The organism is Hydrogenophaga sp. RWCD_12, from assembly GCF_046604225.1.
Taxonomy (GTDB): Bacteria; Pseudomonadota; Gammaproteobacteria; order Burkholderiales; family Burkholderiaceae_C; genus Hydrogenophaga.
Genome location: NZ_JBKIXC010000002.1, coordinates 303,582 through 323,206, shown reverse-complemented (window position 1 = coordinate 323,206; position 19,625 = coordinate 303,582). Strand labels below are relative to the sequence as shown.

The window sequence follows — 19,625 nt, the reverse complement described above, 5'->3', positions numbered from 1 at the left end:
GTCCGCCGGGGACAGAGAACCAAAAGTAAAAGGCAAAAAAGATGGCGACGCGGGATTGCATAGGTCGCGAATGTAGCACAGGCGTTTTGACAGGCGTCTTACAAGCCTTGATCAGGCCGTGCCGCCCACCGTCAGGCCGTCGATGCGCAAGGTGGGTTGTCCAACACCCACCGGCACGCTCTGCCCTTCCTTGCCACAGGTGCCTACGCCGCTGTCCAGCCGCATGTCGTTGCCGATCATGCTGATCTTCTTGAGCGACTCCGGGCCGCTGCCCACCAGGGTCGCACCCTTGACCGGGTACTGGATCTTGCCGTTCTCGACCCAGTAGGCCTGGCTGGCGGAGAAGACGAACTTGCCGCTGGTGATGTCGACCTGACCGCCGCCGAAATTGGTGGCGTACAGGCCTTTCTTGATCGATGCGACGATTTCTTCCGGCGCCTTGTCGCCACCCAGCATGTAGGTGTTGGTCATGCGCGGCATCGGCACATGGGCGTAGCTCTCGCGACGGCCATTGCCGGTCGGCTTGACGCCCATCAGGCGCGCATTCATGGCGTCCTGGATGTAGCCCTTCAGAATGCCGTCCTCGATCAGCACGTTCTTCTGCGTCGTGCAGCCTTCGTCGTCGACATTGAGCGAGCCGCGGCGGTCGGCGATGGTGCCGTCATCGAGCACCGTCACGCCCTTGGCGGCCACGCGCTGGCCGATGCGACCCGAGAATGCGCTGGAGCCTTTGCGGTTGAAGTCACCTTCCAGGCCATGGCCCACCGCTTCGTGCAGCAACACACCGGGCCAGCCCGGACCAAGCACCACGGTCATCTCGCCGGCCGGCGCCGGGCGCGCGTCCAGGTTGGTCAGGGCCGACGACACGGCTTCTACGACATAGTCGTTCACCGTTGCGTCGTCGAAATACGCCAGACCGAAACGCCCGCCGCCGCCGGAACTGCCCATCTCGCGACGGCCGTTCTGCTCGGCGATCACCGTCAGCGACAGGCGCACCAGAGGCCGCACATCGGCCGCCACCGTGCCATCCGCGCGCGCGATCAGCACCACATCGTGTTCGGCCGCAAGACTGGCCATGACCTGCACCACGCGCGGGTCGCGCGCCTTGGCCAGTTTCTCCACCTTTTCCAGCAGCGCGATCTTGGCCGTGCTGTCGAGCGTGCCGATGGGATCCAGACCGGGGTAGAGCGAGCGGGACTTCGAGGTCTTGACCGCGGGTACGCGGACCTTGCGGCTCTGGCCCTGGCCGGAAATCGAGCGCACGGTGTGCGCCGCGTCGAGGAGCGACGCCCAGGAAAGGTCGTCGGAGTAGGCAAACGCGGTCTTCTCGCCACTGACGGCACGCACGCCGACGCCCTGGTCGATGCTGAAACTGCCGGTCTTGACGATGCCCTCTTCCAGGCTCCAGCCTTCGCTGCGGGTGGTCTGGAAATAGAGGTCGGCATCGTCGGCGCCGTGCGAGGCGATCTCGCCAAGCGCACGCTGCAGGTGAGACATGGTCAGGCCATACGGCGTGAGCAGCAGGTTCTCGGCGGTGGCCAGTCGGGCCAGGGTGGGTTCGCGTGCAATCATGGGGTGATTGTAGGAACCCGGGCGGTACCGCGCCGGTCCGGGGCCCTGACCCCGATCCTGTCAGTGGGATTGGCCCCGCCCTGCGCGCAGCAGGGTCAGCAGCGCGCCATCGTCCAGATCGGCCATTCCGGCGGCATGCGCCTGCGCGAACACCGCCGCCGCGCTGGCACCCAGCGGACCGTCGAACCCGGCCGCCTGGGCGGTCTCGACCGCCAGCCGGGTGTCCTTTTCCAGCAAAGTGACATGGGCACGCGGTTCGAAATCGCCGGCGATGGCGCGGCGCATGCGGTCCGAACCGATCCAGCTCTGGCCACTGGACTGTTCGATCACGTCCAGCGTGGCCGGCAGATCCAGCCCCAGGCGCTCGGCAAGCACCATCACCTCAGCCGCACCGACCAGGTTGATGCCGGCCAGCAGGTTGTTGACCAGTTTGGTGCGCGCGCCATCGCCCACCCGTTCACTGACAAAGAAACGGCGGGACGACAGGCGCGCCAGCAAGGTTTCGTGGCGCGCCAGCAGGAGGTTCGACCCGGCGAGCATCAGGCTCATGCTGCCGTCGCGCGCCCGCGCCGGGCCGCCCGACATGGGCGCATCGATGCAGCCGATGCCCCGTTCGGACAAGGCGGTCGCCAGTGATTCGGTGTCCTGCGGGGCGATGGTCGGACAAAGCATCACCGTCTGCCCGGGAAGCAGGCGGTCGGCGGCTCCGGCGGCCCCGAACAGCACCGAACGGGACTGGTCGGCATCGACCACGCACACGATCAGCAAGCCCTCCTCACCCAGCATCGCCGCTGCCAGCGCCGGGGTGTCGGCCAGGGAGGCTCCGGCGGCCAGCGCCTGCTGCTGCCGCAGCGGGTCGATGTCGCAGACCACCACAGGGATTTCGCCGTCGCACAGCCGCGCCACCATCGCACCGCCCATGTTGCCGGCACCAACGACGGCGACGGGGTATCGGCGCATCGGCGGAATGGGAGGGCCGCCACCCGTCATGACTGCATCAGCCGCTTGGACTTGGCGATCGACATCAGGATGCCGAGCGCCACGCCCAGCGTCACCATCGCGGTGCCCCCGTAGCTGATGAAGGGCAAGGGCACGCCCACCACCGGCAGGATGCCGCTGACCATGCCCATGTTCACGAAGGCGTAGACGAAGATGTTGAGCGTCATCGCTCCGGCCAGCAACCGGGCGAACAGGGTCGGCGCCTCCAGCGCGATGGTCAGGCCGCGCACGATCAGGAAGATGAAGCCGGCAATCAGGCTCAGGGTACCGGCCAGGCCGAACTCTTCGGAGAATGCGGCAAAGATGAAGTCGGTGGTGCGTTCGGGGATGAATTCCAGGTGGGTCTGCGTGCCCTGCATGAAGCCCTTGCCCCAGACGCCGCCGGAGCCGATGGCGATCATCCCCTGGATGATGTGAAAGCCCTTGCCCAACGGGTCCTTGGACGGGTCCAGCAAGGTACAGATGCGCTGTCGCTGGTACTCGTGCAGGATCTTCCAGTCCACATCGGGCGCGCACCACTGGGGCTCCATCACCACGATCACCACCACCCCGATCACCCCGAGCAGCACCGGCGGGATGATCAGCTTCCAGCTCAGACCGGCAAAGAAAATCACCGCCAACCCGGAAGCCACCACCAGCAGCGTCGTGCCCAGGTCGGGCTGTTTGAGGATCAGCGCGGCCGGCACCGCCAGCAGCACCCCGGCCACCACGAAGTCGAGCGGCTTGAGCATGCCTTCCCGCCGCTGGAACCACCAGGCCAGCATCAGCGGCATGGCCACCTTCATCACTTCGCTGGGCTGGATCACGATGCCGACGTTGATCCACCGTGTTGCGCCCTTTTTCGTGATGCCAAACAGCGCCACGCCCAGCAGCAGGACCACCCCCAGCGTGTACATCGGTACCGCCAGTGCCATCAGCCGCTGGGGAGGCACCTGGGCCAGGGTGAACAGCACCACGGCCGCAAGCATCATGTTGCGGCCGTGGCTGGAAAAGCGCGTGCCGTGGTCGAATCCGACCGAATACATCGTCACCAGGCCACCGCCGGCCAGCAGCAGCACCGCGAGCGCCAGCGGCACATCGAAGCCGCGGAAGACCGGACTGATGCGCTGCCAGAGGGTGGGTTTGTCGAGAACGGCGGCCATGAGGACGCGATTATCCTTTGCCCATGACCACCTCCGTCGCACCCCGCACCAGTCACCTGCTCTACCTGCACGGTTTCCGGTCCTCGCCCCAGTCGGCCAAGGCGCAAATGGTGGCAAAGCGGGTGCGCGAACAGCACCCGGGCGTGGTCTGGTGCTGCCCGCAGCTGCCTCCATCGCCACGCGAGGCTGCCGCTCTCATGCGTTCGCTCACGGACGGCTGGCCGCAGGAAGGCATGGCGGTGATCGGTTCGTCGCTGGGCGGTTTTTACGCGCGCTGGCTGTCGCTGCAGCGGGGTTGCCGGGTTGCCCTGCTCAACCCGGCGCCGTTTCCCCAGCGAGACCTGAAGAAATACATCGGCGAACACCCGGTCTGGCAGAACCCGGACGAGCACATCTTCTTCCGGCCGGAGTTTGTGGACGAACTGGCGGTGCTGGCCGCCGACACCGACCGCCTTCGGAGCACACAGCCCGCTGCGCCGGAGACCTTGTTTGCCCTGGTGTCCGAACGGGACGAGGTGCTCGACTGGCGCGAGATGATGGATTTCTGCCAGGGCGGGAGCATCCGGCGGCTGCCCGACGGCGACCATGCGATCAGTGACTTCGAGCTGCATCTGGACGCGCTGATGCAGTTCCTGCGGCCTGTCGACTGAGCGCGGGGTGCCCCGCCCGGCATGGGACAATCCCGCCCCATGCATATCCTGTTCGATGAAGCCGGCAAACTGATGACCGGCCGTCTCATGTCCGAAGCCGAAAGCTCCCTGCAGGTGGAGCTCGACTCCGGCAAGCGCGTGAAGGTCAAGCTGGCCAACACACTGCTGCGTTTCGAGAAACCCGCCCCAGCTCAGCTCATGCCCGCCGCCACCGTCCTGGCTGCGTCGATGGAGCTGGAGCTGGCCTACGAATTCGCGCCGGAAGACGAGTTCGGGTTCGGCGATCTGGCGGCCGACTACTTCAGCGATCCGGCAACCACCGAACAGCAGGTCGCCGCGCTGATCTGCCTGCAAGGCGCACCGCACTACTTCCGCCGCGCCGGCAAGGGCCGCTACAAGAAGGCGCCGGCCGAGGTCGTGGCGCAAGCGCTGGCCGCCATCGAGAAGAAGAAACAGGTGCAGGCGCAGATCGATGCCTGGACCGCCGACCTGGTGGCCGGCAGCTGCCCGGAGCCGGTGCGTCAGCAGCTCTACAAGATCCTGTTCAAGCCCGACAAGAACGCGCCCGAATACAAGGCCGTGGTCGAGGCCGCCCGCAGCAGCCACCTCAACCCGCTGGCCCTGCTGGAAAAAGCTGGCGCCATCAACAGCGCCTACCAGTTCCACTGGCAGCGTTTCCTGTTCGACCAGTTCCCCAAGGGCACAGGCTTCCCAGCTCTGCAGGCGCCGGCCATCAATGACGAGCTGCCGGTGGCTGCGGTCGAAGCGTTCTCCATCGACGACTCGCAGACCACCGAGATCGACGACGCGCTCTCGCTGCAGGGCCTGGGCAGCGGCACGGTCACGCTGGGCATCCATATCGCGGCACCAGGGTTGGCGATTCAACCCGACAGCCCGGTAGACCAGGTGGCGCGGCACCGCCTGTCCACGGTCTACATGCCCGGCCACAAGATCACCATGCTGCCCGACGCGGTGGTGCAGAGCTACACGCTCGAAGCCGGGCGCAACTGCCCAGCGGTGTCGCTGTATGTGAGCTTTGACGAATCCACGCTGGAGCTCAAGGACAGCCGCACCGTGCTGGAGCGGGTGCCGATCGCGCACAACCTGCGCCACGACCAGCTCGACAGCGTGATCACCGAAAGCTGGCTGACCGGTGAAACCCCGATGGACACCGCCAGCGACGAAATCGCTGCCCTGCAGCCGCGGCTGGCGTTCATCTTCCGACTGGCCAAACACCTCAAGGCACAACGCGAAGTGGTGCGCGGCAAGCCCGAGACCTTCAACCGGCCCGACTACACCTTCAAGCTGCAGGGCGTGACCGGAAACGAACCCGATGGCAGCGAGACCGTCGTGATCGGCACCCGCTCGCGCGGTGCACCACTGGACCTGATGGTGGCCGAGGCCATGATCCTGGCCAACAGCACCTGGGGCCTGTGGCTGGCCGCCTGCGGCGTGCCCGGCATCTACCGCAGCCAGGCCAGCCTCGCACCGGGCATGAAAGTGCGCATGGGCACCCGCGCACAACCGCACGCCGGCATCGGGGTCAAGGCCTACGCATGGAGCACCTCGCCCTTGCGCCGCTACGTCGACCTGGTCAACCAGTGGCAGATCATTGCCTGCGCGCGTCACGGCAACACGGCCGCACTGGTGGCGCCATTCAAGCCCAAGGACGCCAACCTGATGGCTGTCATCAGCAGCTTCGACGCCGCCTACACCGCCTACAACGGTTTCCAGAACGGCATGGAACGTTTCTGGACGCTCAAGCACCTGCAACAGGCTGGCATCTCCGATCTGACCGCCACGCTCATCAAGGACAACCTGGTGCGCGCCGACAGCCTGCCGCTGGTGTTGCCGGTGATGGGGGCCGAAGGTCTGCCGCGCGGCGCGCATGTGAAGGTGCGCCTGGGCGACATCGACGAGATCGCGCTGGACGTTTCGGGCACGGTGATCGAACGGCTGGACGGACCGGTGGCTGAAGCCGACGAATCGGCGGAGGAAGACGACGAAGACCTGGGTGCACCGCTGGCGCTGGCCATCGACGTCAACGAGGCCGAGCCCGGCGCTGCCGAAGCGACGGCCGCGCCCTGACGCTGCACGGATAATCGCGCCCGTGAATCCGGTCCTGAATTTCCTGCGACGGCTGAGCACCCTCCAGATCGCCCTGGGGATCTCGGTGGCTTTTCACGCCGTCCTGCTGACGGTGCGTTTCGTCGACCCCGAGGGTTTCAACCGGGTGTTCCAGGACACGCCACTGGAAGTGATCCTGGTCAACGCCAAGAGCGAGGAACGGCCCGAAAAGGCGCGCGCCATCGCCCAGGCCTCACTGGCCGGCGGCGGCGACGCCGAAAAGGGACGCGCCACCTCACCCCTGCCCTCGATGCAGGAAACCCGGCTGGGCGAAACGCCGGAAGAGGACGAGCGCATGATCGAAGCGCTCAAGCAGCAGCAAAGCCAGATCCTGGCCCAGGTCAAGGAGCAACTGGCCACCATGCCGCCGCCGGATCTGCAGGCCGTCAATCCGAGCCCGGAATCGGTCGACCGCGAACGCCGCCGCCAGCTGCTGACCAAGCTGCTGGCCGAGATCGAGAAACGCATCAACGAAGAGAACGCGCGGCCACGCAAGCGCTACATCAGCCCTGCCACCCGCGAAGAGGTCTACGCGATCTACTACGACGAGCTGCGCCGCAAGATCGAAGACCGCGGCACCACCAACTTCCCGGAGGTCGCCGGCCGCAAGCTCTACGGCGAGCTGACCATGGTGATCACGGTCAACCACACCGGTCAGGTCCTGGGCACTGAAGTCGTGCAAACCTCCGGCAACACCACGCTGGACCGGCGCGCCGAGTCGATCGTGCGCAGCCTGAGCTTCGGCAAATTCAACGACGCGATGCGCCGCCGCGCGGAGCAGATCGTGGTCGTCTCGCGCTTCCGCTTCACGCGCGACGCCGGCCTGCAGACCCAGATGGGCGCGCAGTGACATGAAATCCATCGGTCGCTGGCTTTTGTGGGTGGTGCTGGCCGGCGTGGCCCTGCAGCTGTTCTTCGCGCTGCGCATTGCGCTGATGCTGGTCGTCGCGCCGCAGAGCACGGCCTTCATGCGCTCCGAGGCCTGGCAGATCGCCAGCGGCTCGGTGACGACGGACAAGTCCTGGCACTGGTCGTCGCAATGGGTGGACTACGAAAACATCAACCCCAACCTCAAGCGCGCTGTGATGGCGTCGGAGGACGCGGGCTTTCCTGAACACGGCGGCGTCGACTGGGACGCCATCGAGGCGGCCTGGGCCAAGAACGAAAAACGCCTGGAACAGGCCGAGAAGCGGCAGGAGCAGATCGAGAAGAAGCTGGGCAACAAGCCCGAAGCGGCCGAGGCAGCCCTCAAGAAGGTCAAGCCGGCCAAGATCCTCGGCGGGTCCACCATCACCCAGCAGTTGGCCAAGAACCTGCTGCTCTCGGGCGAACGCAGCCTGCTGCGCAAAGGCCAGGAGCTGGTGCTCACGCTGACGCTGGAGGCCCTGCTGAGCAAGCGTCGCATCCTGGAGATCTACCTCAACAGCGTCGAATGGGGCGAGGGCGTGTTCGGCGCCGAAGCCGCAGCGCAGCGGTACTTCAAGAAGCCAGCCTCGCAGCTCAATGCCCACGAAGCCGCCCGCCTGGCGGTGATGCTGCCCAGTCCGAAGTTCTTTGAAACGCGGCCCGGCTCGGCCTATCTGTCCCGCCGCACCGCCACCATCGTCGCCCGCATGGGCGATGTCACACCACCATGAACTGGCGCGCCAAGGCCATGGGCATGTTCCTGCTGGGCCTGGTGCGCGCGCTCACCGGTGCGCAGGCCCGCTGGTACGGCTGCCCGCCCAAGGCCGAACAGCGCATCTACTTTGCCAACCACCAGAGCCACGCCGACCTGGTGCTGATCTGGGCCGCCTTGCCCACCGAGCTGCGCAGCATCACGCGCCCGATCGCCGCGAAGGACTATTGGACCGCCTCGAACTTCAAGCGCTGGATCACCACCGCCGTGTTCAACGCCGTCTATGTCGAGCGCGAACGCAAGGGCGATGAAGACCCCCTGCAACCGCTGATCGATGCGCTGGACAGCGGCGACTCGCTGATCATTTTTCCGGAAGGCACCCGTGGCCACGCCGACGAGCCCCAACCTTTCAAGTCCGGTCTGTACAACCTGGCGAAGCGGTTTCCGGATGTCGTGCTGGTGCCGGCCTGGATCCACAACGTGCAGCGCGTGATCCCCAAGGGCGAGGTGATTCCGGTGCCGGTGCTGTGCTCGGTCACGTTCGGAGAGCCCGTGAAGCTGGGCGCCGACGAGGACCGCGCCGACTTTCTGGTGCGGGCCCGCGACGCCGTGGTGGCTCTGAGAGAGGTCTGATCCATGGGCCTGACCTCGTTCCTGCGCAGCCTCACGCCCGACCAGCAGGTCAGCCTGATGTTCGTGCTGCTGTTCGGCCTCCTGCTGCTGGCCAGCGGCGCATCGGTACTGGTCTCGATGCGCGAGCGGCGGCGCGGCGACGGCGGCGAGCCTTCCCGAGACCGCTCCCTCGAGCTCCAGCAGCTACTGCGCAACTCGTGGATCATGGCGCTGGTGTTCTGGGTCGCCTGGGCCGCCGGAGACGGGTTTGCCATCGTGCTGTTCGGCTTCGTGTCGTTCTTCACCCTGCGCGAATTCATCAGCCTTTCGCCCACCCGGCGCGGCGACCACCGCAGTCTGGTGATGGCCTTTTTCCTGGTGCTGCCACTGCAGTACGCGCTGGTCTGGAACCGCGAGTTCAACCTCTTCACCGTGTTCATCCCGGTCTATGTGTTCCTGGCCATTCCAGTGGTCAGCGCACTGGGCAACGACCCCCAACGCTTCCTCGAACGCAACGCCAAGCTGCAGTGGGGCATCATGGTCTGCGTCTATGGCATGAGCCACGTGCCGGCCCTGCTGCTGCTGCAGTTCCCGCGCTTCGCCGGCAGGATGGCATTTCTCGTGTTGTTCCTCGTGCTGGTGGTGCAGACCTGCATGCTGGTGCAGCACCTGGTCGCCCGGCGGCTGGACAAGCCGGTCGCGCCCGCCATCAGCCAGAGCTTCCAGTGGCGCAGCTGGGGCGCCGGCCTGCTGGTCGGCGGATTGCTGGGCGCGGCGCTGGCCGGGCTGACCCCGTTCAAACCCTTGCCGGCACTGGCCATGGCGCTGATTGCGTGCGCCGCCGGTTCGCTCGGTCACCTCGTCATGAAGGCCATCAAGCGCGACCGTGGCGTGACACACTGGGGATCGGCCGGCCGCTCCGTGACCGGCGCCAGCGGCCTGCTCGATCGCGTGGATGCCCTGTGTTTTGCCGCGCCGGTGTTCTTCCATTCGGTGCGCTGGAACTTCAACCTCTGACGGGCAAGCACCCATGCGCATTCTCGGCATCGACCCCGGACTGCAATGCACCGGCTTCGGCGTGGTCGACACCGAAGGCCCCTCTCTCCATTACGTCGCCAGCGGCACCATCCAGACCAGCCCCAAGGACGGCGCCTTGCTGCCCGAACGGCTGAAGATCCTGTTCGACGGCATCAGCGAGGTGGTCCAGCGCTACCAACCGGAGGTCGCGGTGTGCGAAATCGTGTTCGTCAACGTCAACCCGCAGGCCACACTGCTGCTGGGTCAGGCGCGCGGCTGCTGCCTGACCGCACTGGTGGCCAACGGCCTGGGTGTGGCCGAGTACACCGCGCTGCAGCTGAAGAAGGCGGTGGCCGGCCATGGCCGTGCCGACAAGGCGCAGATGCAGGAAATGGTCAGGCGGCTGCTGCAGTTGCCCGGGCTGCCCGGCAAAGACGCCGCCGACGCGCTGGGCCTGTGCATCACGCACGCGCAGGTGGCACGCAGCGTGGCCGCCATCAACAAGGTGTCGCCTCTGCAGGCCAGGACGCACGCGGCCTACAAGGGCGGGCGCAGTTACTGAACGCCGCTCACAGCAGGCGTTCCAGAACCAGGATGCCAAAGAAGATCAGCGCGGCGCTCAGCGACCATTTGAGGATCACCCAGCCCCAGCGCAGATACCGCTGATCGCGGGTGAAGGCGTAGACGCCGAAGCAAACCCCCGAGCCGATCAGCAGAAGGACGAGGGCAAAGCGCAACAGCAGCATGGTCCTGCGCCTCGGTCCGGGGCCTTACCAGGCCGGTGCGAGCTGGGCAAACCCCAGCGGTGCTTCGCGCTCGTGCTCGAAACTCACGATCTCGTAGGCATCGGGCTGCGCCAGGAGGGCGCGCAGCAACAGGTTGTTCATGGCGTGGCCGCTGCGGAACGCGCTGTAGGCCGCCAGCAGCGGTTTGCCCACGATGTACAGGTCGCCGATGGCGTCAAGAATCTTGTGTTTGACGAACTCGTCGGAGTAACGAAGACCATCGGCATTGAGCACCTTGACGTCGTCCATCACGATCGCGTTGTCCAGTCCCCCACCCAGACCCAGGCCGCGCGAACGCATCATCTCGACGTCGCGCGTGAATCCGAAGGTACGGGCGCGAGCAATCTCGCGCGCATAGCGGCCGCTGCCCATGTCGAACTCGACACGCTGGCCGGAGGCATTGACCGCCGGATGGTCGAATTCGATCTCGAACGCTAGCTTGTAGCCGTGGAACGGATCCAGCCGCGCCCACTTGAGGTTGCGGCCCTCACCCTCGCGCACCTCAACCGGTTTCTTGACCCGGATGAAGCGCTTGGGCTTGTTTTGCAGCGCGATGCCCGCGCTTTGCAGCAGGTAGACGAACGAAGCCGACGAGCCGTCGAGGATGGGTACCTCTTCAGCCGTGATGTCGATGTAGAGGTTGTCCAGGCCAAGCCCTGAGCAGGCGCTCATCACGTGCTCGATGGTGTTGACTTTGACCCCGCCATTGGAGATGGTCGAGGCCAGCCGGGTATCGGTCACCGACTCGGCCGTGACCGGGATATCCACTGGTTCGGGCAGGTCGACCCGGCGGAACACAATGCCGGTGTCCGGCGCCGCCGGCCGCAACGTCAACTCCACCCGCTGACCGCCGTGCAGACCGACGCCGACCGCCTTGGTCAGGGATTTGAGCGTTCTTTGAGCAAGCATCCAGAGATTGTAGGTTTCAGGGCAGCGCCGCCATGGCCGGGGAAACTATCCCGGCCATAGCGAACACCTGAATCAATCCGCCTGTTTGCGAAGGAACGCCGGGATCTCGAAATCGTCCATGCCACCCGACGCCAGGGCATCGACCTTGGCGGCCGCCTGGGTGCGGTTGGTGCGCCAGACGCTGGGCACGGCCATCGATTCGTAGTTCGGCTGGGCCGCAGCGCCCGGGCCACCCACCGCGGCATTGACCGTCGGCACGTTGAACGGGGTGTTGTCGGTGCCGGTGCGCAACACCTGCAGCGGAGGCGCGGTACGGCGTGCGCCGGAGCGGCTCAGGCCGGTGGCGACCACGGTCACGCGCATGTCGTCGCCCAGGCTGTCGTCGTAGGCGGCGCCGTAGATGACGTGGGCGTCGGGAGCGGCGTAGGCCTTGATGGCGTTCATCGCTTCCTTCGATTCCTTCAGCTTCAGGCTGCCCTTCGACGCCGTGACCAGCACCAGGACGCCCTTGGCGCCCGACAGGTCCACGCCTTCCAGCAGCGGGCAGGCCACGGCCTGTTCGGCGGCGATGCGGGCGCGGTCCGGGCCGTTGGCAGTGGCAGTACCCATCATGGCCTTGCCCGGCTCACCCATCACGGTGCGCACGTCTTCGAAGTCAACGTTCACGTTGCCGTACTCGTTGATGATTTCGGCGATGCCGCCGACTGCGTTCTTGAGCACGTCATTGGCGTGGGCGAAAGCCTCATCCTGGGTGATGTCGTCGCCCAGCACGTCCAGCAGCTTCTCGTTGAGCACCACGATCAGCGAATCGACATTGGCTTCCAGCTCGGCCAGGCCGCTGTCGGCGTTCTGCATGCGGCGGCCGCCTTCCCAGTCGAAGGGCTTGGTCACCACACCCACGGTCAGGATGCCCATTTCCTTGGCCACCCGGGCAATCACGGGAGCGGCGCCGGTGCCGGTGCCACCGCCCATGCCGGCGGTGATGAAGAGCATGTGGGCGCCGTCGATGGCTGCGCGGATCTCTTCTTCGGCGGCCTCGGCCGCCTCACGGCCCTTTTCAGGCTTGCTGCCGGCGCCCAGGCCCGATCCACCGAGCTGGATGGTGCGAGCGGCATGGCTGCGGGTCAGGGCCTGCGCATCGGTGTTGGCGCAGATGAACTCCACACCCTGCACGTGGCGTTCAATCATGTGGTCCACGGCGTTGCCGCCACCGCCACCGACGCCGATGACCTTGATCTGTGTGCCCATGTTGAACTCTTCCACTTCGATCATTTCGATGCTCATTGTTCTCTCCTGTGTGGCCCTCGTCCGCTGGGGGTCGGGCATGGTTTCAATTGTATGTGTGAGTAGGGGTATTTTTCAGAGGGAATGACCCTCATCCAGGCGGTCCCGTGCACTCGAGACATCGACCGAAGAAACCGCATCGCTTGGTGCTCATGTTCATCAGAATGTCCCCACAAACCAGTTCTTCACGCGGTCCAGCGCGCCCTGCATGGATCCGGCCTTCTGCGCCACCTTGTGGCCCCGCACGCGGGCCAGCCGCGCCTCTTCCAGCAGTCCCATGACCGTGGACGCACGGGGCTGGGCCACCATGTCAGACAGGGCACTGGTGTAGTGCGGCACGCCGCGGCGCACCGGCTTGAGGAAGATGTCCTCGCCCAGCTCGACCATGCCCTGCATCACGGCGCTGCCACCGGTCAGCACGATGCCCGAGGACAGCACTTCCTCGAAGCCCGAATCGCGCACCACCTGCTGCACCAGTGCAAAGATTTCTTCCACCCGCGGCTCGATCACACCGGCCAGCGCCTGGCGGCTGAGCATGCGCGGACCGCGATCGCCCAGACCGGGCACTTCAACCTGGGTGTCCGGGTCGGCCAGCAACTGCTTGGCGCAGCCGCTTTCGACCTTGATGTCTTCGGCGTCCTTGGTGGGCGTGCGCAGCGCCATCGCGATGTCGCTGGTGATCAGGTCACCGGCGATCGGGATCACAGCCGTATGGCGGATCGCGCCACCAGCGAAGATCGCCACGTCGGTGGTGCCAGCGCCGATGTCGACCAAGGCCACGCCCAGATCCTTCTCGTCGTCGGTCAGCACCGCCTGGCTCGACGCCAGCGGGTTGAGCATCAGCTGGTCGACTTCCAGGCCGCAGCGGCGCACGCACTTGATGATGTTCTCGGCCGCGCTCTGCGCGCCAGTGACGATGTGCACCTTGGCTTCGAGGCGAATGCCGCTCATGCCGATCGGCTCTTTCACTTCCTGGCCGTCGATCACGAACTCCTGCGGCTCGACCAGCAGCAGGCGCTGGTCGGTCGAGATGTTGATGGCCTTGGCGGTTTCGATCACGCGCGCCACATCGGCCGTGGTGACCTCGCGGTCCTTGATCGCCACCATGCCGCTGCTGTTGATGCCTCGGATGTGGCTGCCCGTGATGCCGGTATAGACGCGGGCGATGCGGCAGTCGGCCATCAGCTCGGCCTCTTTCAGCGCCTGCTGGATGCTCTGCACCGTCGCGTCGATGTTGACCACCACGCCACGCTTGAGACCGTGGCTGGCAGAGACGCCCAGACCGGCCAGCTTGAGCTCGCCGTTGGCCTGGACCTCGGCCACCACCACCATGATCTTGGCGGTGCCAATGTCCAGTCCAACCACCAAATCCTTGTATTCCTTGGCCATGATCGTGTTCTTGTGTTCAGCGGGTTTGGGTTGGTTTCTTGGAAGCGTCTTCGGTCACGGTCGTCACACCTTGCACACGCAGGGCATAGCCGTTGGGATAGCGCAGGTCGACCGATTGCAGGGTGCCCGGGTAGCGCTGCGTCAGCTGCGCCAGCGTGGTGGTGAAGCGGCGCACGCGCTCCATCAGGTCCTCCGGCGTGCCACGCCCCAGTTCGATGAAGGCACCGCTGTCGAGCTCGGCGCGCCAGTTGCCGCGCTCGTTGAGCTCCAGACGCACCAGGCCGAGCTCCAGTCGCTCCAGCTCGGTCGACAGCGTCTGATACAGACTCCAGAGTTGCGGCGCCTGTTCAACGGGACCGGCCAGCTCAGGCAACTCTTCGCCATCGTCGGGGTTGGCGTCGAAGACCTGGCCCTGGTCACTGACGAGTTGCCCCGAGCCAGCTTCGCCCCACCAGGCGACGGCGTGGTGTTCTTCCAGCGTGACGCGCAGGCGGTTGGGGAATTCGCGCTGCACCCGCGCATGCTTCACCCACGGCACGGCTTCAAACATCTGCCGCACCTGCTGCAGGTCCAGGGTCAGGAAGCTGCCCTGCAGCTTGCTGCGCAGCGGCGCGGCCAGTTGCGCGCGCAAACCCACGGCGTTCTGGTGCGTGACCTCGCCCTGCACCGAAATGGCCCGCACCGACCAGGCCGGATGACGCGCGATCCAGGTGGCGACCCAGCCCAGGCACAGGACGACAAAGACCAGCACCAGGCCACGGGTGACCACGGTCATCAGTCTCACGTCCAGGGGCAGGTGGGCGCGTTGCATGTGTGTTCTCAGGCCGAGGCGTTGTCCAGCGATGCGGTCGCGAGCACCTGCAGACACAGGTCCTCATACGACAGGCCGGTCGCGCGCGCCGACATCGGCACCAGCGAATGGCCCGTCATGCCGGGCGAGGTGTTGATCTCCAGCAACCAGGGCTTGCGGGAGTTGCGGTCGATCATCACGTCGGCGCGGGCCCAGCCGCGGCAGTCCAGGGCGCCGAAGGCCTTCAGAACGATCGACTGGATCGCGGCCTCTTCGCCTTCGGGCAGGCCGCAGGGCACGAGGTATTGCGTGTCGTCGGTGAAGTACTTGTGCTGGTAGTCGTAGTTGCCGTCGGGCGCCACGATGCGGATCAGCGGCAGCGCCCGGGCGTCGGCGCCCGTGCCCAGCACCGGGCAGGTGACTTCGTCGCCCGCGATGAACTGCTCGCACATCACCATCGGGTCCTGGCCCGAGGCCAGTGCGTAAGCGGCGTCGCACTGCTCCAGCGTCATGACCTTGGTCAGACCGATGGTCGAACCTTCGCGCACCGGCTTGACGATCATGGGCGAACCGAGTGCGGCGAAGGCCGCGCGCGTTTCGGCAGCACTGTGCACCTGGCGCCAGGCGGGCGTCGGCAGGCCTTCGGCCAGCCAGATGCGCTTGGTCATCAGCTTGTCCATCGCGACCGACGAGGCCATCACGCCAGAGCCGGTGTAGGGAATGCCCATCAGCTCCAGCGCGCCCTGCACCGTGCCATCTTCGCCAAAGCGGCCATGCAGCGCGATGAACACCCGCGCGAAAGCTTCGCGCTTCAGATCGCCCAGATCGCGTTCGGCCGGATCGAAGGCGTGCGCATCGACACCCTTGGACTTCAGCGCGGTCAGCACGCCGTTGCCGGACATCAGCGAGACCTCGCGTTCGGCGGAGCGACCGCCCAGCAGCACGGCCACCTTGCCGAATGCCTTCACATCAATGGGGTTCACAGCAGCTCCCACGTTCACACCTTGTCCCTGTTGGCCAGTTCGACCACCTGTCCGGCGACCGCGCCGATCGAACCGGCACCCATGCACAGCACCACATCACCGTCGCGCGCGTTGTCCAGCACCGCCTGCGGCATGTCTGCGATCTCATCGACGAACACTGGCTCGACCTTGCCCGCCACGCGCAGGGCGCGGGTCAGCGAACGACCGTCGGCGGCCACGATCGGTGCTTCGCCGGCGGCGTAGACCTCGGCAAGCAGCACCGCGTCGGCCTGGCCGATCACCTTCACGAAATCTTCGAAGCAGTCGCGGGTGCGGCTGTAGCGGTGCGGCTGGAACGCCAGCACCAGGCGACGGCCCGGGAACGCGCCGCGCGCGGCCGACAGCGTGGCCGCCATCTCGACCGGGTGGTGGCCGTAGTCGTCCACCAGCGTGGCGGTGCCGCCCGACGGCAAGGCCGCTTCGCCGTAACGCTGGAAACGGCGCCCCACGCCCTTGAACTCGGCCAGGGCCTTCTGCACCGCCGCGTCGGGCACGCCCAGCTCTTCGGCAACGCCAATTGCGGCCAGCGCGTTGAGCACGTTGTGCAGACCCGGCAGGTTCAGCACCACCGGCAGCGGAGATTGACCATCGTCGCGCATCACGGTGAAGTGCATCTGACCATCCACCGCCCGCACGTCGACCGCGCGCAGCTGGGCGCCTTCGGCGAAGCCATACCCCGTGATCGGCCGCGCGATCTGCGGCAGGATGTCGCGGATCGCCGGATCGTCGGTGCAGACGACGGCCGCGCCGTAGAACGGCATCTTGTGCAGGAAGTCGACGAAGGCCGACTTGAGCTTGCCGAAGTCGTGGCCGTAGGTGTCCATGTGGTCGGCGTCGATGTTGGTGACGACCGACAGCACCGGCAGCAGGTTCAGGAACGAAGCGTCGGATTCGTCGGCCTCGACCACGATGTACTCGCCCGAGCCCAGCTGCGCATTGGCACCGGCGCTGTTCAGGCGCCCGCCGATCACGAAGGTCGGATCGAGGTCTGCTGCCGCCAGCACGCTGGCCACCAGGCTGGTGGTCGTGGTCTTGCCATGGGTGCCGGCGATCGCCACGCCCTTCTTCATGCGCATCAGCTCGGCCAGCATCACGGCGCGCGGCACCACCGGGATCAGCTTGGCGTGCGCCGCGACCACCTCGGGGTTGTCGGCCTTGACCGCCGTCGAGGTTACGATGGCGTCGGCGCCTTCGATGAACTTTGCGTCATGGCCCTTGTGCACCGTGGCGCCCAGCGACACCAGGCGGCGCGTGGCCGCGTTCTCGCCCAGATCGGTTCCCGAAATCACATAGCCCTGGTTGAGCAGCACTTCGGCGATGCCGCTCATCCCAGAGCCGCCGATGCCCACGAAATGGATGTGCCGGATCGCGTGCTTCATGACGCCTTCACCTTCGCAAGTTGCTCGCAGGCCGCCACGACGGCGGCCACGGCCTGTGTCTTTTCCATCTGCTTGGCCTTGCCGGCCATCTCCAAAAGTTGCGCACGGTTCACCGAGCGCAGCTGCAGCGCCAGCGACTGCGGCGTGAATTCGGTCTGGGGCACCAGCCAGGCGCCACCAGCCTCGACCAGGAAGCGCGCGTTGGTGGTCTGGTGGTCGTCGACCGCGTGCGGGAACGGCACGAACATGGCCGCCGCGCCTACCGCCGCGATCTCGGTCACCGTGCTGGCGCCGGCGCGGCAGACGATCAGGTCGGCGTCTGCGAAGGCCGCTGCGGTGTCGTCGATGAACGGGGTGAGCTGGGCGTCGACACCGGCGGCGGCATAGTTCGCCTTCAGTGCGTCGATCTGCTTTTCGCCACTCTGGTGGATCACGACGGGACGCTCGCCGGCGGGCAGCAGGGCCAGTGCCTGCGGCACCGTGTCGTTCAGGGCCTTGGCGCCAAGACTGCCGCCCACCACCAGCAGGCGCAGCGGGCCGCTACGGCCGGCGAACCGTTCTGCCGGTGAACGCTGGCGCAGGAACTCTGCGCGCAGCGGATTGCCGACCCACTCGGCCTTCCCGAACACGCCGGGAAAAGCGGTGAACACCTTGTCGGCAATGCCCGAGAGCACCTTGTTGGCCATGCCGGCGACCGAGTTCTGCTCGTGCAGCACCAGCGGCCTGCCGCGCAGCACGCCCATCATGCCGCCCGGGAACGTGATGTAGCCACCGAGGCCCACCAGCACATCGGGCTTCACACGCCCCACCATGGCGAAGGCCTGAGCAAACGCCCTGAGCAGGCGCAATGGCAACAGGAACAGGGTCTTCAGACCCTTGCCGCGCACACCGCCGAAATCGATCAACTCCAGCGCGAAGCCACGGGGCGGCACCAGACGGCTTTCCATGCTGTCGGGCGAACCCAGCCAGTGCACGCGCCAGCCCTTTTCACGCAGCGCCTGGGCCACGGCCAGGCCCGGAAAGATGTGGCCACCGGTGCCGCCGGCCATGATGAGGGCGCAGGGCTGCTGGCTCATGCCCGGCCTCCCTTCATCAGCTGCCGGTTTTCATAGTCGATGCGCAGCACGATGGACAGCGCCACCAGCTCCAGCAGGATGGCCGAGCCGCCGTAGCTCATCAGCGGCAGCGTCAGACCCTTGGTCGGCAAGGCGCCCAGGTTCACCCCGATGTTGATGAAGGCCTGGAACCCCATCCACAGGCCGACACCTTGCGCGACCAGCCCGGAAAACACCTGGTCCAGCGCGATGGCCTGGCGGCCGATCAGCATGATGCGGCGCACTAGCCAGAGAAAAGAACCGATCACGACCAGCACACCGATCAGGCCGAATTCCTCGCCGATCACGGCCAACAGGAAGTCGGTGTGGGCTTCCGGCAGCCAGTGCAGCTTCTCGACGCTGCCGCCCAGGCCGACACCGAAGATTTCGCCGCGCCCGATGGCGATCAGCGCGTGGGAGAGCTGGTAGCCCTTGCCCAGTGCGTGGTCCTCGCTGAACGGATCGAGGTAGGCAAAGATGCGCTGGCGCCGCCATTCGCTGGTCAGCACGATCACGGCGAAGGCCGCCACCACCAGCAGCGCCATCAGGAAGAACATGCGCGCATTCACGCCACCGAGGAACAGGATCCCCATGGCGATCACCACGATCACCATGAAGGCGCCCATGTCGGGCTCGGCCAGCAGCAACATGCCCACCACCAGCACCGCCACCGCCATCGGCAGCACGGCGCGGAAGAAGCGCTCCTTCACCTCCATGCGCCGGACCATGTAGTCCGCCGCATAGAGCAGCACCGTCAGCTTGGCCAGTTCGGACGGCTGGAAGCTCATGAAGCCGAACGAGATCCAGCGCCGCGCACCGTTGACCACCGTGCCGATGTGCGGGATCAGCACCAGCACCAGGAACACCAGCGACACCGCAAACAGCCAGGGTGCAAACCGCTCCCAGGTCTGCATCGGCACCTGGAACACGATCAGAGACGCCACCAGCCCGATCACGATGAACAACCCATGACGCACCACGAAGTGGGTCGGCGCGTAGTTGGTGAAGCGCGGGTTGTCGGTCAGCGCGATGGAGGCGGAATAGACCATCACCAGACCCCAGCACATCAGGGCGATGACCACCCATGCCAGCGGCTGGTCGAAGCCCAGTTCGCGCACCGGGCGCTGCTGCGTGCCGGCATAGGTGCGGTTGGACAACCGCACCGGCAGGCCGTCGGCACCGACCGCGTTGCCCAGTCCGACAAGGGCAGGCATCTTGCTGCGCAGGGCGGCGCGC

General features: G+C 66.3%; 19 protein-coding genes. 7 read left to right on the top strand and 12 right to left on the bottom strand.

Features of this window, described 5'->3' with window-relative positions:
• Positions 1 to 111: 111 nt before the first annotated feature.
• The 3 genes from tldD to rodA are packed head-to-tail and all read right to left on the bottom strand — an operon-like array spanning position 112 to position 3,713.
• Complete coding sequence (tldD, locus tag ACLIJ1_RS08580; RefSeq protein WP_411365094.1) at positions 112 to 1,572, bottom strand: metalloprotease TldD; 1,461 nt, start codon at positions 1,570 to 1,572, stop codon at positions 112 to 114.
• Between the two features lie 60 nt (positions 1,573 to 1,632).
• Entirely contained in the window at positions 1,633 to 2,532 is a 900-nt protein-coding gene (locus ACLIJ1_RS08575; protein WP_411365093.1) for an NAD(P)-dependent oxidoreductase, read from the bottom strand.
• A gap of 26 nt (positions 2,533 to 2,558) precedes the next feature.
• Positions 2,559 to 3,713 (bottom strand): rod shape-determining protein RodA, encoded by a 1,155-nt coding sequence (gene rodA / locus ACLIJ1_RS08570; protein ID WP_411365092.1) that lies wholly within the window; start codon positions 3,711 to 3,713, stop codon positions 2,559 to 2,561.
• 23 nt (positions 3,714 to 3,736) lie between these two features.
• On the opposite strand from rodA, the gene ACLIJ1_RS08565 reads away from it, so the two are divergent.
• The 7 genes from ACLIJ1_RS08565 to ruvC are packed head-to-tail and all read left to right on the top strand — an operon-like array spanning position 3,737 to position 10,299.
• Positions 3,737 to 4,363 (top strand): YqiA/YcfP family alpha/beta fold hydrolase, encoded by a 627-nt coding sequence (locus ACLIJ1_RS08565; protein ID WP_411365091.1) that lies wholly within the window; start codon positions 3,737 to 3,739, stop codon positions 4,361 to 4,363.
• 39 nt (positions 4,364 to 4,402) lie between these two features.
• Positions 4,403 to 6,451: a ribonuclease catalytic domain-containing protein gene (locus ACLIJ1_RS08560; RefSeq protein WP_411365090.1), complete on the top strand. Its 2,049-nt coding sequence runs from the start codon at positions 4,403 to 4,405 to the stop codon at positions 6,449 to 6,451.
• Between the two features lie 22 nt (positions 6,452 to 6,473).
• Positions 6,474 to 7,340 carry an energy transducer TonB gene (locus ACLIJ1_RS08555; RefSeq protein WP_411365089.1) on the top strand — a complete coding sequence of 289 codons (867 nt, stop codon included), beginning with the start codon at positions 6,474 to 6,476 and terminating at the stop codon, positions 7,338 to 7,340.
• 1 nt (position 7,341) lies between these two features.
• Positions 7,342 to 8,127, top strand: coding sequence for a transglycosylase domain-containing protein (locus ACLIJ1_RS08550; RefSeq protein WP_411365088.1), 786 nt, complete (start codon positions 7,342 to 7,344; stop codon positions 8,125 to 8,127).
• Positions 8,124 to 8,741 (top strand): lysophospholipid acyltransferase family protein, encoded by a 618-nt coding sequence (locus ACLIJ1_RS08545; RefSeq protein ID WP_411365087.1) that lies wholly within the window; start codon positions 8,124 to 8,126, stop codon positions 8,739 to 8,741. Before ACLIJ1_RS08550 ends, ACLIJ1_RS08545 begins: the two co-directional genes overlap by 4 nt.
• A 9-nt stretch (positions 8,742 to 8,750) precedes the next feature.
• Positions 8,751 to 9,737: a phosphatidate cytidylyltransferase gene (locus ACLIJ1_RS08540; protein WP_411365732.1), complete on the top strand. Its 987-nt coding sequence runs from the start codon at positions 8,751 to 8,753 to the stop codon at positions 9,735 to 9,737.
• A gap of 13 nt (positions 9,738 to 9,750) precedes the next feature.
• Complete coding sequence (ruvC, locus tag ACLIJ1_RS08535) at positions 9,751 to 10,299, top strand: crossover junction endodeoxyribonuclease RuvC (protein WP_411365086.1); 549 nt, start codon at positions 9,751 to 9,753, stop codon at positions 10,297 to 10,299.
• Between the two features lie 7 nt (positions 10,300 to 10,306).
• Here ruvC and ACLIJ1_RS08530 read toward each other — a convergent pair whose 3' ends face one another.
• The 9 genes from ACLIJ1_RS08530 to ftsW form a co-directional block, all read right to left on the bottom strand.
• Entirely contained in the window at positions 10,307 to 10,483 is a 177-nt protein-coding gene (locus tag ACLIJ1_RS08530) for a hypothetical protein (RefSeq protein ID WP_411365085.1), read from the bottom strand.
• Between the two features lie 24 nt (positions 10,484 to 10,507).
• Positions 10,508 to 11,431: a UDP-3-O-acyl-N-acetylglucosamine deacetylase gene (lpxC, locus tag ACLIJ1_RS08525; protein ID WP_411365084.1), complete on the bottom strand. Its 924-nt coding sequence runs from the start codon at positions 11,429 to 11,431 to the stop codon at positions 10,508 to 10,510.
• A 72-nt stretch (positions 11,432 to 11,503) separates the two neighbouring features.
• A complete protein-coding gene (gene ftsZ / locus ACLIJ1_RS08520) occupies positions 11,504 to 12,715 on the bottom strand; it encodes a cell division protein FtsZ (RefSeq protein ID WP_411365083.1) in 1,212 nt (403 codons plus the stop codon).
• A 159-nt stretch (positions 12,716 to 12,874) separates the two neighbouring features.
• Positions 12,875 to 14,104 carry a cell division protein FtsA gene (gene ftsA / locus ACLIJ1_RS08515; RefSeq protein WP_411365082.1) on the bottom strand — a complete coding sequence of 410 codons (1,230 nt, stop codon included), beginning with the start codon at positions 14,102 to 14,104 and terminating at the stop codon, positions 12,875 to 12,877.
• A gap of 16 nt (positions 14,105 to 14,120) precedes the next feature.
• Entirely contained in the window at positions 14,121 to 14,915 is a 795-nt protein-coding gene (locus tag ACLIJ1_RS08510) for a cell division protein FtsQ/DivIB (RefSeq protein ID WP_411365081.1), read from the bottom strand.
• Between the two features lie 8 nt (positions 14,916 to 14,923).
• A complete protein-coding gene (locus ACLIJ1_RS08505; RefSeq protein WP_411365080.1) occupies positions 14,924 to 15,877 on the bottom strand; it encodes a D-alanine--D-alanine ligase in 954 nt (317 codons plus the stop codon).
• A 14-nt stretch (positions 15,878 to 15,891) separates the two neighbouring features.
• Entirely contained in the window at positions 15,892 to 17,295 is a 1,404-nt protein-coding gene (gene murC, locus ACLIJ1_RS08500; RefSeq protein WP_411365079.1) for a UDP-N-acetylmuramate--L-alanine ligase, read from the bottom strand.
• Entirely contained in the window at positions 17,292 to 18,371 is a 1,080-nt protein-coding gene (gene murG / locus ACLIJ1_RS08495; protein ID WP_411365078.1) for an undecaprenyldiphospho-muramoylpentapeptide beta-N-acetylglucosaminyltransferase, read from the bottom strand. Before murG ends, murC begins: the two co-directional genes overlap by 4 nt.
• Entirely contained in the window at positions 18,368 to 19,603 is a 1,236-nt protein-coding gene (gene ftsW, locus ACLIJ1_RS08490; protein ID WP_411365731.1) for a putative lipid II flippase FtsW, read from the bottom strand. The genes murG and ftsW overlap by 4 nt, the downstream gene beginning before the upstream one ends.
• Between the last annotated feature and the right edge of the window lie 22 nt (positions 19,604 to 19,625).

Excerpts from the sequence above, each read along its gene's own strand:
- tldD (WP_411365094.1), bottom strand. The coding sequence starts at position 1,572 with ATGATTGCACGCGAACCCACCCTGGCCCGACTGGCCACCGCCGAGAAC.
- ACLIJ1_RS08560 (WP_411365090.1), top strand. The coding sequence starts at position 4,403 with ATGCATATCCTGTTCGATGAAGCCGGCAAACTGATGACCGGCCGTCTC.
- ACLIJ1_RS08565 (WP_411365091.1), top strand. The coding sequence starts at position 3,737 with ATGACCACCTCCGTCGCACCCCGCACCAGTCACCTGCTCTACCTGCAC.
- ftsZ (WP_411365083.1), bottom strand. The coding sequence starts at position 12,715 with ATGAGCATCGAAATGATCGAAGTGGAAGAGTTCAACATGGGCACACAG.
- ACLIJ1_RS08550 (WP_411365088.1), top strand. The coding sequence starts at position 7,342 with ATGAAATCCATCGGTCGCTGGCTTTTGTGGGTGGTGCTGGCCGGCGTG.
- ACLIJ1_RS08530 (WP_411365085.1), bottom strand. The coding sequence starts at position 10,483 with ATGCTGCTGTTGCGCTTTGCCCTCGTCCTTCTGCTGATCGGCTCGGGG.
- ACLIJ1_RS08575 (WP_411365093.1), bottom strand. The coding sequence starts at position 2,532 with ATGCGCCGATACCCCGTCGCCGTCGTTGGTGCCGGCAACATGGGCGGT.
- rodA (WP_411365092.1), bottom strand. The coding sequence starts at position 3,713 with ATGGCCGCCGTTCTCGACAAACCCACCCTCTGGCAGCGCATCAGTCCG.
- ACLIJ1_RS08510 (WP_411365081.1), bottom strand. The coding sequence starts at position 14,915 with ATGCAACGCGCCCACCTGCCCCTGGACGTGAGACTGATGACCGTGGTC.
- murG (WP_411365078.1), bottom strand. The coding sequence starts at position 18,371 with ATGAGCCAGCAGCCCTGCGCCCTCATCATGGCCGGCGGCACCGGTGGC.
- ftsW (WP_411365731.1), bottom strand. The coding sequence starts at position 19,603 with ATGCCTGCCCTTGTCGGACTGGGCAACGCGGTCGGTGCCGACGGCCTG.
- ftsA (WP_411365082.1), bottom strand. The coding sequence starts at position 14,104 with ATGGCCAAGGAATACAAGGATTTGGTGGTTGGACTGGACATTGGCACC.
- ACLIJ1_RS08545 (WP_411365087.1), top strand. The coding sequence starts at position 8,124 with ATGAACTGGCGCGCCAAGGCCATGGGCATGTTCCTGCTGGGCCTGGTG.
- ruvC (WP_411365086.1), top strand. The coding sequence starts at position 9,751 with ATGCGCATTCTCGGCATCGACCCCGGACTGCAATGCACCGGCTTCGGC.
- murC (WP_411365079.1), bottom strand. The coding sequence starts at position 17,295 with ATGAAGCACGCGATCCGGCACATCCATTTCGTGGGCATCGGCGGCTCT.
- lpxC (WP_411365084.1), bottom strand. The coding sequence starts at position 11,431 with ATGCTTGCTCAAAGAACGCTCAAATCCCTGACCAAGGCGGTCGGCGTC.